The following is a 13124-nucleotide window of genomic DNA, read 5'->3' as shown; positions in this document are numbered from 1 at the left end:
CGGGAGCCCTTGCTTTATCCCCTCCCCTTCTCGACCCGGCCTTATCGACCCGGTACAGAGCGCCACGCCCGCACCGCCAGCACCAGCAGAGTGACGGCGGTGAGCGGCAGCACGAAGCCCGCCATGGCGGCCGCATAGCTCGCCTGCAACGCGCTGCCGGTGGCGTGCAGCACCAGCCAGACGGTATAGGCGACGTAGTAAGCCAGAAACAATCCTCCCTCCCAGCGCGCTATGGTGTAGCCGGTGAAGAAGATCGGCAGGCAAGCCAGCGCCACGGCGATCATGACCGGGATATCGAAGCGCAGCGCCGCCGCTGAGACCTCGAGCCCACCCGGCGCCACCACGGCAGTCAGGCCGAGCACGCAGAGAAGGTTGAAGAGGTTGCTGCCCACCACGTTGCCCACCGCGATGTCGCGCTCACCGCGCAGCGCCGCCACGATAGAGGTGACCACCTCGGGCAGCGAAGTACCGGCAGCGACTATGGTCAACCCTATGATGAGATCGCTCACCCCGAAGTAGCGGGCCAGGGTGACGGCACTGTCGACTAGCAGCCGCGAGCCGAGGATCAGCAGTGCCAAGCCCCCCACGATCAGCAGCAGGTGACGCAGTGTACGGCTGGTTGAGCGGGGCTCCGGCTCACCGTACTCGTCGGCGAACTCCTCCTGCCCGGCCTTGCCCTCGCGCCGACTCTGGATCAGCAGAAACAGGGTGTAGACGATGATGCCGGCAAACAGCAGCCCCCCTTCCAGCACCGAGATGCGCCCGTCCCAACCCATCAGCAGCACCAGCAGCGAGACGGCGATCATCAGCGGCACATCAAGGCGCACCAGCTGTAGCGACACAGAAAGCGGAACGATGAGCGCCGAGATACCGAGGATGAACAGCACGTTGAAGATGTTGCTCCCCACCACGTTACCCACCGCAATGCCGGCCTGCCCCTCCAGCGCCGACTGCACGCTCACCGCCAGCTCGGGCGCACTAGTGCCGAATGCCACCACCGTCAGCCCCACCACCAGCGGCGAGATCCCAAGCGCCACCGCCAAACGCGACGCGCCACGCACCAGGGCCTCGGCCCCCCCAACCAGACACGCCAGCCCGAGCGCCAGCCACATCACCGCCATCATAAACTCATCCTTGTGCCGTTAACCCCTGCGAGGCCCCTCTTTGGTGACAAGCGCCCTTGACGGGCTTGCCACCGATTGCCCCCCGCCATGGTATCCCAATTCGCGATGGCAAAAAGGGCACCCCAAGGTGCCCTTTTGTTATGCGCCGCGAGCCATCGCCGTCATGGGCAATGAACGCTTGCGCCAATGCAGTGCCCACCATGAGAGCGCGCCGTAAAGCAGGGTCAGCCCCCACAGACGCCACCACAGGGGCTGTACCTGGGCAAAGTCGGCCCCCATCTGGTTCAGTCGCAGCATCCCCTGCATCCCCGCCGTACTCGGCAACCAGTAAGAGAGCCACACCAGCGGCTCGGGCACCATCTCGATGGGCCAGATGAAACCGGCCACAAACACCAGCGGCATGGAGGAGAGCAAGATGGCCTGGCTCGGAATATCCCGGCGGGTGCAGAGGGCGCCGATCAGGATGCCCAGCATCAGGGTAGCCAGCTCGAACGGCAGGGCAAACAGCAGCACCTCGGAAGCGCTGGCCTCGCGCGCAATGCCGTAGGCATCGAAACAAAAACCGAGCATATAGGTGATCGGGATGAAGTAAGGCACGGCGATCACCAGGGTGCGGGCCAGCAGCAAGGGGCCGGTGGGCGCCAGCTGCCAGTAACCCTTACCGCCTCGCACCGTGATCTGGTTCTGGGTCGAGCCCAGTAGGGCCGCCCCCATCAGTAGGATCTGGTGCAGGATCAGCACAAACACCCCAGGCACCACGTAGTTGAGGTAACCCATGGTGGGGTTAAACACCGGAACCAGATTGAGCGAGACCGCGCTCCACCCCTGGCTAGCCCCCGGCAGGGGCTCGCCGTGGGCCAGCAGCCGTGACACCTTGATCTGAGCCGCCAGGGTGCCGCCAGCCGAAGCCAGCCCCTGTACGATGGAGCCATAGACCAGGAAGTAGCTCGAGTCCCCCGCATAACCTAGGGTGACGGTGCGCCCCAGCATGATGTCGCGGTAGAAGTGGCGCGGGATGTGCAAAAGCCCGCGCGCCTCGCCGGCGTTGATGCGCCGCTGCGCCTCCTCCAGGCTGGCCACCTCATCGACCAGCTTCACCTCAGGCGTGGCATCGGCCATGAAGGCGAGCCGGCGCGAGAGCTGACTGCCATCCTCATTGACCAGCACCACAGGCAGTTCACGCGGTGTCTGCTTGAGGTAGGGCTGGGGATAGAGAAAGGAGTAAAATAGGATACCGCCAAACAGGGTGAGCAGGATGGCGCGATCGGCAAACAGGCTGCGCAGCTCGAGGCGCAGCAGATCGAAGAACCCTAGCATGCGGCCTCCTTGGGCTGATAACGCCGGCCCGCGACCCACAACAGCCCCCAGAACAACAGCAGCGCCCCCAATTGCGGCGCGATGGCCAGCAGCCCCTGCGCCCGGTTGGCCACATCAATCTGGATATCGGCATAGTGGGAGATGGGCAGCAGGGCGCGCCAGAAGGTGGCAAAGCCCCCCATGGCGCTGGCCGGGAAGGTCACCCCCATGAAAGCAAGACCGGGCGCCGTCAGCGCCCCGGCCAGCGAGATGGCCCGGGCTGCGTCGCGGATCACCGCATAAAAGCCCATGCCAAGGGCCACACAGGCGCCGGCCGTTACCCCAAGCGCCAACGCCAGCAGCCAAGGGCTGCCGTGCATGGGGTAGCCAAGCCAGCTGAACATGGCATAGCACCAGGCCAGTCCCCACCCCCAGCCAATCAGCCAGTGCAGGGCAAACTTGTGCCACAGTGCCGGCCAGACCCCCTGCTCATGCCAGGCAAGGCCGAGCCTATCTTCCCGCGCCAGGGCATTGAGCCCGTACAGGGTCAGCAAAATCTGCCACACGGCGGGGAACAGCGCCCCCAGCAGGAACTGGCCATAGCTGGAGTTGAGGTTGTAAAGCGGCGTCATCTGGCCGGCCAACGGTACCGACTGACCGAGGGCCCCCGGCAGGCTGCTGCCACCGGCCAACGCCTGCAACACTCCCACCTGGCCGTTGAGGGTTCCCACCACCTGCGCCAGCGCCGCATTGACCACCTTGGCGATCAGTACGTACTGGCTGTTGTTCCACACCGTGACGCGCGGCGCGGTACCGAGCCGGGCATCGCGCTCCAGATGCAGCGGCAGCACCACCAACGCATAGATGTCACCACCGCGCAGGGCACGGGTGCCCTCGGCCACCGAATCAAACTCGTTGGAGAGCCGAAGAAAGGAGGAGGCATCCAGATCCCGCGCCAGCTGGCGCGACAGGCTGCTCTTGTCGAGATCGACCACGGCAATGGGCAGCTCACGCACCAGGGCCGATGAGAAGATCCACCACAGCATCAGCAGCAGGGAGAGCGGCAGCCAGAGCACCAGCATCCGCCCCCACCCATCCTGCCACAGCAGTCGCCATTCGCGCCCCATTTACAGCTCGACCAGCACGCTCATGCCAACCCGTAACCCCGGGATCGGCTGTACCGGACGCGCCTCCACCTCGAAGGTACGCATGTCAAATCCCTGCCGGGTATCGGTGGCTCGCCAGGTTGCGAAGTCCCCCATCACCGCCACATGCGAGACCTTGAGACGCACCAGCTTGTCGCCGAGCGCCGGAATGCGTGCGTCAAACTCCTGCCCCATGGCAAAGTGGGAGAGCTGATCTTCACGTACATGCAGCACAGCCCAGGCGTCGTCCAGATCGAGCAGAGTCACCACAGGGAACCCCTGGGGAGCCAGCTCGCCGCTACGCAGCAGTACTTGGCTCACCTCACCGTTGTGCGGGCTGTTGATGCGGGTATCGGCCATGTAGGCCTCGACTTCGGCCACCGAGCCTGCGGCCATGCGCGCCTTCTCACGGGCCGCCACCTTGGTCTCTTCACGTGCCCCTTCGAGGGCCAACTGATACTGCTGCCACGCCATGCCTTCGCTGTAACGGGCTGCCTGCCAGCCGGTCCAGGCCTCATCCCGCTTTTGCAGCGGCACCACGCCGTCACGATGCAGGTTGGCGATCCGCTGGTAGGTCTTGCCACTGAGCTCGGCGGCAGCCTTGGCCTTCTGCCACTGATCCTTGGCGGCGGCGATCTGCTGGGCGCGCGCGCCCTTCTCCGCTTCCATGGAGAGGGCATCCGCCGCGGCCTCACCGGCCTTGGCCTGGGCCAGCTTGGCCTCCAGCTCTGGACTGGCCAGGGTAAAGACCAGATCGCCCGACTTCACCTGCTGGCCCTTGTGCACCAGCACTTCGTCGATACGGCCCGGTACCTTGGAGGAGACCGAGTACTGCTGCGCCTCGATCTGCCCTTGCAGTCGCACCGGCTCAGGGCGATAGGCCAACCAGAAGCGCCAGGCAAGCCAGCCCACCACCAACAGCAGCACCCCTGCAACGATCAGGGGACGCTTGGAATTCATGCTCTGCTTTAACTGGCTCATGGGGTCACCTCTATGCCCTGCGCTTGCTGATAATGTCGGAATTGGTCGATCTGCCCGGACAGCGCCATCAGGCGTGCGAGCGAGACCACGTATTGATAGGCCGCCGCCGAACGCTGGGTCTTGACCCCGGCCAACTGATTCTGGGCATCCACCACATCAAGAGAGGTGGAGAGCCCCTGACCGAAGGCCTTGTCCCGCAACAGGACGTTCTCTTCGGCCAACTTCTGGGTCGATGAGAGGGAGTTGTACTCTTCCAGCGCCTGGCCCGCTTCACGCCAGGTTTTCTCGACCAGCACCTCGAGATCGTGGCGGGTCTTGGCCTCCAGGTGATTGACCTGCAACTCGGCGCTCTTGGCCGCGGCCACCGTATCGGAGCGACCGTCGCGGCTCACCAGCGGCATGCTGACCCCGACGCCAACCATCCAGTCAGGCGCCATCTTGGCCGAGAGCGTGTCTTGCTCGTAGAGGCTGTAGTTACCGTAGAGGAACACCTCGGGGGCAAACTTGCCCTTCTCTGCCCGGATCAACCCCTTGGCCTGCTCGCGCTTGGCCATCAGCACCTTAAGACCGGGGTGCACTTCTAGGGTCTGGCTGACCAGAGGCGAGAGTTCGGGGGTGCGCTGGTTAATAAAAAGAGAGTTGGTCGGCTCGCTGCCATCGAGCTTGATCAGGCGATCGAGCGCCAGCTCGGCGATCTCCAGGCTGCGGCGCGCCTTCTGGGTATCGATACGCGCCCTGTCATAGGCCGACTGGGCGGAGAGCAGCTCCACTCTGGCAATCTGCCCCTGCGCCTCGAGCTTCTTGGCATGATCGTAATGGCGGGCAAGCCCGGCCTCGATATCAGCACGGGTCTGCACCACTTGGCGCGCCAGCACCACGCCAAAATAGGTCTGAGAGAGGGTCTCGAAGCTGGCCTGCTGCTTGACGGCCAGCATCTCCTTGGCTTCATCCACCTGAGCGGCACGGATATCCTGCGCCGCATCGATGCGTCCACCGGTGAACAGGGGCCAGAGTGCCTTGACCGAGCTGGTGACCACATTTTTCTCGGTCAGCGGCGTCACAAAGGCACTGGCGCCCCCCATCAGGTTGATGAGCGCTCCGCCCAGGGCGCTTTGACTCAGCCCTCGGACGGGATTTAGCGCCAGCATATCGAGTTCAACCTGATCATCGAGCCGGGTGAAATTGGCCCCGACATCGATCTTGGGCAGGTACATGGCTTTGGCGGCCTCGCGCAGGGATTCTGCCCGCTCCACCCCGGCTCGCTCGGCGGCCAGCCCGTCGTCTTGTTGCAACACCCGGCTCCATGCCTCTGCAAATGAGACAGGCAGCGCCATTGGAGCCCCCCATGCATAGCAGCAGAGCAGCGTGGCACCGACTCTTGTGATGATTCGTCTACTCATCATGACCCTGTGTTTTGTTAATTTATTGGGTGGAGCTTTTGCTCAAAATGAGCCCGCTATCATAACGCAAACTCGCCCGGCTCCGCAGCACAGAATATCCCTATGATTCACTCGACACCACACCCATCCAATCGACTGATTTGCAAGCTATCCAGATATTGCAAGCCTTGAAGGGGATATTTTTCCTAAAAAAAGTTGCCTAATGCTCAAATACTAACCTTTTCTCCTGACTAAAAAATGCGTAATATACGCCGCCCTAAGCCGATAGTAACCGTAGTGATGCAGATAGGTCCCCACATCCTGGATGCCCCCTTGATCGTCGCCCCCATGGCCGGCGTCACCGACCGGCCGTTCCGCGAACTCTGTTTGCGTTTGGGTGCTGGCATGGCGGTCTCCGAGATGCTGTTGGCCAATCCGGATGTCTGGGATTCCCAGAAGACCCGCATGCGGATGGATCATGCTGCTGAAGTTGGTGTGCGCTCGGTCCAGATTGCCGGAGCCGACCCCGAGATGATGGCGTACGCCGCCCGCTACAACGTGGAGCATGGTGCGCAGATCGTCGACATCAACATGGGCTGCCCGGCGAAGAAGGTAAACAAGAAGTTGGCAGGTTCCGCCCTACTGCGCTACCCCGATCTGGTCAGAGAAATCTGCCATACCGTGGTGAATGCAGTCGCAGTGCCTGTCACGCTGAAAATTCGCACAGGATGGGATCCGGATAACCGCAATGGCGTGGAGATCGCCCGAATCGCCGAAGATTGCGGTATCAAGGCCCTTGCCGTGCATGGTCGTACCCGAGCCTGCCTTTATAAAGGTAACGCGGAGTACGACACCATCAGGGCGATTAAGCAGGCCGTATCGATTCCTGTTGTCGCCAATGGCGACATCAACAGCCCGGAAAAGGCGCGGTATGTCCTCGACTATACCGGCGCTGACGCCGTGATGATCGGCCGCGCTGCACAAGGAAGACCCTGGATTTTCCGGGAAATCCGTCACTATCTGGCAACCGGTACCCTTCTGCCTCCGCCGCCACGGGCTGAGGTCAGGGCCCTGATGCTGGAGCACGTTGCCAACCTGCACCGTTTCTACGGTGACTATCTGGGGGCACGTATTGCTCGCAAGCATGTGGGCTGGTATTTGGAAGAAGAAGAGACGGGCCGAGAATTCCGCAGGTATTTCAATGGCCTGGAGTGTGCTGAGGCACAACTCGAGGCACTGGATGCCTATTTCGATGGATTAGGTTAACGCATAACATAAGAGCCGACCGAATATGTTCGAACAAACCCTGACTTCTGATGCATTGGTAACGACCACTCACAATCACGCTGCCGAGCCGACCCAGCGCCCCCTGCGTGACTCTGTGCAACAGGCCCTGCGTAACTACCTGGCCCAGTTGAACGGTCAGGAAGTGGTGGATCTGTACGATATGGTCCTTTCCGAGGTCGAAGCTCCCATGCTGGACGTGATCATGCAGTACACCCGCGGTAACCAAACCCGTGCCGCCGTGATGATGGGGATCAACCGTGGCACCCTGCGCAAGAAGCTCAAGCGCTACGGCATGAACTAAGCCATAACAACTAAGCTATTGAAAACAAAAGCACTTTCATTTTAATGAAAGTGCTTTTTTAGTTTTGAACCCACATTTGAACCCACACATGTAGGGCTAGGCATCTATGTTGACCGCCCCTTTAAGGTCGTACTGATTACTGTCTTTGAGCCATAGCCTCCAGTCCTCCTGATTTTTTGGCCGCTCCATAGAACAGCAGAGGGCTAAAAAGCCCTCTGCTGTTGTTTCTGTTTAGCTGTACGAGCCTCGGTTAACTCGTCATCTCATGCTCTTGCATCAAACCCGCAATGCTCCGACCCAACTCGATATCGTCATGGGGGATCAGTAAGTAACGCCATTGCTTGCCAGAATGCTGGCTTGCATAGTCGTTAGCGTACTTGCACCAGCGAACCGCAGCCCGAGCTTTCGCTTGCACATCTGGGGTTGATACCTCGGTTGCCTTTTTGGGCTCGATCAACAAACAGGCGTCTTTAGTCTCCACCACGAAATCAGGCTCATAGTTCTGCCCATTGGCATACTCGATCCGGAACTGTCCGTGGGCAGGCTTCATCCACTTAAGCACGCTTGCATCCCCTTCGAGGATCTGCGCCAGGCGCCACTCACCATCGACAGAATCAAACTTTTGGTACGGATAACAGCATTTGCTAAAGCCTGTGAACAGCATCTGGCGAACCCTACTCTTCTCTCCTGCCTGGATGGGAGAGCGGAAGTCACGAGGCTGTTCGTTATGGGCATAGTTGAAGGTGGCTGGGCGTAATACATCAAACCCTTTAGTAACGTGGCCAACGTAATCGGTTGGTTGAATCGCCCCGGCTTCTCTAGACACTTTCGAGCCGTTCGAAATATTGTTTTTCACACTCTACTGGCGATAGCCCATTGTTGAAACTGTGCCGACGTTTGGGGTTGTAAAACATTTCAATGTAATCGAACACATCCTGCCGAGCCTCCTCGCGATCCGCATAGGTTTTACGTCGGATCCGCTCGCGTTTGAGGAGCTGAAAGAAACTCTCCGCTACTGCGTTGTCATGACAATTGCCGCGTCTGCTCATGCTGGCTTTGAGCCGATGCTCCCGCAAAAAATCCTGCCAGTCATAGCTGCTAAACTGGCTCCCTTGGTCGGAATGAACCAGCACTTCCTGCTCGGGTCGCCGTCGCCATACTGCCATCAGTAACGCGCTGATAGCCAGCTCTCGGTCGATACGTGGCCCCATTGACCAACCAATGACTTGTCGTGAGAACAAATCCAATACCGCGGCCAGATAGAGCCAGCCTTCATGAGTTCGGATATAAGTGATGTCCGTTACCCAGACCTTATTTGGCTCAGTCACATCGAACTGGCGTTCAAGATGATTCGGTGCAACCACGGTTGGCCGGCCGCCATAATGACCGGGACGGCGACGATAGCCGGTTTGTGAACGTAAACCTTCATGACGCATTAATCGCGCCACCCGGTGTTTCCCACAGGTCTCGCCCATCTCTCGCAGGTCATCCCGGATCTTGCGATAACCATAGACGCCACCGCTTTCTAGCCAACATTGCTTGATCTGGCCCAGGAGACGTTGGTCTTCCTGAGCTCGGGCAGATAAAGGCTGGTTGAATCGCCCCGGCTTCTCTAGACACTTTCGAGCCGTTCGAAATATTGCTTTTCACACTCTACTGGCGATAGCCCATTGTTGAAACTGTGCCGACGTTTGGGGTTGTAAAACATTTCAATGTAATCGAACACATCCTGCCGAGCCTCCTCGCGATCCACATAGGTTTTACGTCGGATCCGCTCGCGTTTGAGGAGCTGGAAGAAACTCTCCGCAACCGCGTTATCATGACAATTGCCGCGTCTGCTCATGCTGGCCTTGAGCTGGTGCTCCCGCAAAAAATCCTGCCAGTCATGACTGCTAAACTGGCTCCCTTGATCAGAATGAACCAGCACTTCCTGCTCGGGTTGCCGTCGCCACACCGCCATCAGTAACGCGCTGATGGCCAACTCTCGGTCGATCCGTGGCCCCATTGACCACCCAATGACTTGTCGTGAAAACAAATCCAATACCGCGGCCAGATAGAGCCAGCCTTCATGGGTTCGAATATAAGTGATGTCCGTTACCCAGACTTTGTTTGGCTCAGTCACATCGAACTGGCGCTCAAGATAATTCGGTGCAACCACCGTTGGCCGGCCACCATAATGACCGGGACGGCGACGATAACCGGTTTGTGAACGTAAACCCTCATGACGCATTAATCGCGCCACCCGGTGTTTCCCGCAGGTCTCGCCCATCTCTCGCAGGTCGTCCCGGATCTTGCGATAACCATAGACGCCGCCGCTTTCTAGCCAACATTGCTTGATCTGGCCTAGGAGGCGTTGGTCTTCCAGAGCTCGGGTAGATAAAGGCTGGTGCTGCCAGGCGTAATAACCGCTCGGGTGGACATTCATCATCCGGCACAGTCGGCGGATGGGATGTGTGGACGCGTGCTCCCGGATGAAGGCGTACCTTACCCTGACAGCTTGGCAAAGTACGCGGCGGCCTTTTTTAAGATATCTCGCTCATCGGTGATGCGGCGCAGTTCAGCCTTGAGGCGCCGAATTTCGGCTTGCTGGCTGGAGTCATGCTGTTGCTGCGCTTCGGGTTGGCTGTAGCGTTTGATCCAGACATAAAGACTGTGGCTGGAAACACCAAGTCGTTCAGCGACCTCTGCCACTGGGTAATGGCGCTCAGTCACCTGCTTGACGGCGGCCAGTTTGAATTCTTCCGTGTAACGTTGCTGCTTGCTCATAACACCTCCTGAATGACCTCAGTTTGAGGCTCTTGGGGTGTCTAGGAAAGTAGGGGCGATTCATCTTGAGGTGTCTAGGAAAGTAGGGGCGATTCAAAGAGCCTCTGCGCCTCATGCAAAAACGTTGAGCCCCGACTGCTGGATGGAATCTGGTGGCAATTCACTGGCCACGATGATCACCTCTATATCCGCGTATCGTGGGTTAGACAAGCCTGCTAAGCCCGATGTGAAACTGGCAGTAAAATCACCTTCCTGACAGTGGAGTGCGGCATATCCACACCAGATCTGCAAGATTCGGAGTTCGCCGTGCTGGTGCGCTCTGACCTCAAAGGACAGGAGCTTGGCAGAATCATGATGGAGAAGATGGTGCGCTACGCCCGTGACAAGGGAATTGGCCAGCTCTCAGGCCTCACCATGCCAAGCAATCGCGGCATGATAGCGCTGGCGCGCAAGGTGGGGTTTGAGGTCTCGGTGTCGCTGGAGGACAATCTGGTGAGCATGGTGTTACCGCTCACGCCAGGGGTGGATTTCTAACAAAGACGTATCGCGTGGCGATGACTCACGCTTCAATAGCAAAAAGGCCATCTCCTTAGAGATGGCCTTTGCTTTCTTCAAATTGGGTGCCTGGCAGTGTCCTACTCTCGCATGGCATCTGCCACACTACCATCGGCGCTACAGCGTTTCACTTCTGTGTTCGGCATGGGAACAGGTGGGTCCACCGCGCTATGACCGCCAGGCAAAATCGTAATCCGAAAAGCTGATTGCACTCACGATTCTCATCACAAGCACTTAAGTCGTTCTCGCTTTGTCACAAGCGCTCAAAACACTTCTTGGGTGTTGTATGGTTAAGCCTCACGGGTAATTAGTACGGGTTAGCTCAACGCATCGCTGCGCTTACACACCCCGCCTATCAACGTTGTGGTCTCCAACGGCCCTTTAGGACCCTCAAGGGGTCAGGGATGACTCATCTCAGGGCTCGCTTCCCGCTTAGATGCTTTCAGCGGTTATCGATTCCGAACTTAGCTACCGGGCAGTGCCACTGGCGTGACAACCCGAACACCAGAGGTTCGTTCACTCCGGTCCTCTCGTACTAGGAGCAACTCCCTTCAATCATCCAACGCCCACGGCAGATAGGGACCGAACTGTCTCACGACGTTCTGAACCCAGCTCGCGTACCACTTTAAATGGCGAACAGCCATACCCTTGGGACCAACTTCAGCCCCAGGATGTGATGAGCCGACATCGAGGTGCCAAACACCGCCGTCGATATGAACTCTTGGGCGGTATCAGCCTGTTATCCCCGGAGTACCTTTTATCCGTTGAGCGATGGCCCTTCCATACAGAACCACCGGATCACTATGACCTGCTTTCGCACCTGCTCGACCTGTCCGTCTCGCAGTTAAGCTGGCTTATGCCATTGCACTAACCTCCTGATGTCCGACCAGGATTAGCCAACCTTCGTGCTCCTCCGTTACTCTTTGGGAGGAGACCGCCCCAGTCAAACTACCCACCAGGCACTGTCCGCGATCCCGATTCAGGGACCTGCGTTAGAACATCAAACATACAAGGGTGGTATTTCAAGGTCGGCTCCACGACAACTAGCGTCATCGCTTCAAAGCCTCCCACCTATCCTACACATGTAGGTTCAATGTTCAGTGCCAAGCTGTAGTAAAGGTTCACGGGGTCTTTCCGTCTAGCCGCGGGTACACCGCATCTTCACGGCGATTTCGATTTCACTGAGTCTCGGGTGGAGACAGCATGGCCATGGTTACACCATTCGTGCAGGTCGGAACTTACCCGACAAGGAATTTCGCTACCTTAGGACCGTTATAGTTACGGCCGCCGTTTACCGGGGCTTCGATCAAGAGCTTCGTGTTACCACTAACCCCATCAATTAACCTTCCGGCACCGGGCAGGTGTCACACCCTATACGTCCACTTTCGTGTTTGCAGAGTGCTGTGTTTTTGATAAACAGTCCCAGCCATCTGGTCACTGCGACTCCCAACAGCTCCGTGAGCAAGTCACTTCACCATCAAGAGCGTACCTTCTCCCGAAGTTACGGTACTATTTTGCCTAGTTCCTTCACCCGAGTTCTCTCAAGCGCCTTGGTATTCTCTACCCGACCACCTGTGTCGGTTTGGGGTACGATGACATGCAATCTGAAGCTTAGAGGCTTTTCCTGGAAGCAGGGCATCAATGGCTTCACCACCGTAGTGGCTTCGTCTCGTGTCTCAGTGTTGTGTCTCCGGATTTGCCTAGAAACACCACCTACGCACTTTCACCAGGACAACCGTCGCCTGGCCCACCTAGCCTTCTCCGTCCCCCATCGCAATTACATGTCGTGCAGGAATATTAACCTGCTTCCCATCGACTACGCCTTTCGGCCTCGCCTTAGGGGTCGACTCACCCTGCCCCGATTAACGTTGGACAGGAACCCTTGGTCTTCCGGCGAGGAGGCTTTTCACCCCCTTTATCGTTACTTACGTCAGCATTCGCACTTCTGATATCTCCAGCATACCTCTCGATACACCTTCGCAGACTTACAGAACGCTCCCCTACCACTTGCACTGAGTGCAAATCCGCGGCTTCGGTGCCTGGTTTGAGCCCCGTTACATCTTCCGCGCAGGCCGACTCGACTAGTGAGCTATTACGCTTTCTTTAAATGATGGCTGCTTCTAAGCCAACATCCTAGCTGTCTGAGCCTTCCCACATCGTTTCCCACTTAACCAGAACTTTGGGACCTTAGCCGGCGGTCTGGGTTGTTTCCCTCTTCACGACGGACGTTAGCACCCGCCGTGTGTCTCCCGGATAGTACTTACTGGTATTCGGAGTTTGCAAAGGGTTG

The 13124-nt window shown here is 58.6% G+C and carries 9 protein-coding genes, 2 rRNA genes and 2 pseudogenes (1 of these 13 only partly in view); 3 read left to right on the top strand and 10 right to left on the bottom strand.

Annotation, left to right across the window (positions count from 1 at the left end):
* Positions 1–41: 41 nt before the first annotated feature.
* From FE240_RS03880 to FE240_RS03860, 5 genes are all read right to left on the bottom strand, one after another.
* A complete protein-coding gene (locus tag FE240_RS03880; protein ID WP_193003447.1) occupies positions 42–1124 on the bottom strand; it encodes a calcium/sodium antiporter in 1083 nt (360 codons plus the stop codon).
* A gap of 138 nt (positions 1125–1262) precedes the next feature.
* On the bottom strand, positions 1263–2441 hold the full coding sequence (locus FE240_RS03875) for an ABC transporter permease (protein ID WP_193003446.1): 1179 nt from the start codon (positions 2439–2441) through the stop codon (positions 1263–1265).
* Positions 2435–3547: an ABC transporter permease gene (locus tag FE240_RS03870; RefSeq protein ID WP_193003445.1), complete on the bottom strand. Its 1113-nt coding sequence runs from the start codon at positions 3545–3547 to the stop codon at positions 2435–2437. The genes FE240_RS03875 and FE240_RS03870 overlap by 7 nt, the downstream gene beginning before the upstream one ends.
* Complete coding sequence (locus FE240_RS03865; protein WP_193003444.1) at positions 3548–4546, bottom strand: HlyD family secretion protein; 999 nt, start codon at positions 4544–4546, stop codon at positions 3548–3550.
* Complete coding sequence (locus FE240_RS03860) at positions 4543–5880, bottom strand: TolC family protein (protein ID WP_193003443.1); 1338 nt, start codon at positions 5878–5880, stop codon at positions 4543–4545. The genes FE240_RS03865 and FE240_RS03860 overlap by 4 nt, the downstream gene beginning before the upstream one ends.
* 345 nt (positions 5881–6225) lie before the next feature.
* On the opposite strand from FE240_RS03860, the gene dusB reads away from it, so the two are divergent.
* Together dusB and fis are read left to right on the top strand one after the other, a co-directional pair.
* The gene (dusB, locus tag FE240_RS03855) at positions 6226–7191 is read left to right on the top strand and encodes a tRNA dihydrouridine synthase DusB (protein WP_193003442.1); all 966 of its coding nucleotides are present in this window, start codon (positions 6226–6228) and stop codon (positions 7189–7191) included.
* 25 nt (positions 7192–7216) lie between these two features.
* Positions 7217–7513, top strand: a complete 297-nt coding sequence (gene fis / locus FE240_RS03850) for a DNA-binding transcriptional regulator Fis (protein ID WP_042046723.1) — start codon at positions 7217–7219, stop codon at positions 7511–7513.
* A gap of 250 nt (positions 7514–7763) precedes the next feature.
* Here fis and FE240_RS03845 read toward each other — a convergent pair whose 3' ends face one another.
* From FE240_RS03845 to FE240_RS03835, 3 genes and pseudogenes are all read right to left on the bottom strand, one after another.
* A complete protein-coding gene (locus FE240_RS03845) occupies positions 7764–8369 on the bottom strand; it encodes a hypothetical protein (RefSeq protein WP_193003441.1) in 606 nt (201 codons plus the stop codon).
* Positions 8332–9105: pseudogene (locus FE240_RS03840) on the bottom strand (IS3-like element ISAeca4 family transposase); the annotation flags it as partial. The pseudogene FE240_RS03840 and the gene FE240_RS03845, both read right to left, overlap by 38 nt.
* Before the next feature lie 20 nt (positions 9106–9125).
* Positions 9126–10279, bottom strand: a protein-coding gene (locus tag FE240_RS03835; protein ID WP_193000495.1) for an IS3 family transposase whose coding sequence is annotated in 2 segments (ribosomal slippage) — positions 9126–10042 and positions 10042–10279 — 1155 coding nt in all. Because the reading frame shifts where the segments join, the coding sequence is not laid out codon by codon here.
* Between the two features lie 252 nt (positions 10280–10531).
* On the opposite strand from FE240_RS03835, the pseudogene FE240_RS03830 reads away from it, so the two are divergent.
* A pseudogene (locus FE240_RS03830) lies at positions 10532–10813 on the top strand (N-acetyltransferase family protein); the annotation flags it as partial.
* A gap of 88 nt (positions 10814–10901) precedes the next feature.
* Here the strand turns inward: FE240_RS03830 and rrf are convergent.
* Both rrf and FE240_RS03820 read right to left on the bottom strand, forming a co-directional pair.
* Positions 10902–11016 (bottom strand): 5S ribosomal RNA (gene rrf / locus FE240_RS03825).
* Between the two features lie 104 nt (positions 11017–11120).
* Positions 11121–13124, bottom strand: a 23S ribosomal RNA gene (locus FE240_RS03820) (it continues 885 nt past the right edge of the window).

The organism is Aeromonas simiae (assembly GCF_014892695.1).
GTDB lineage: Bacteria > Pseudomonadota > Gammaproteobacteria > Enterobacterales > Aeromonadaceae > Aeromonas > Aeromonas simiae.
Note: the sequence above shows the minus strand (reverse complement) of the source record. Positions and strands in the feature narration are given on the sequence as shown.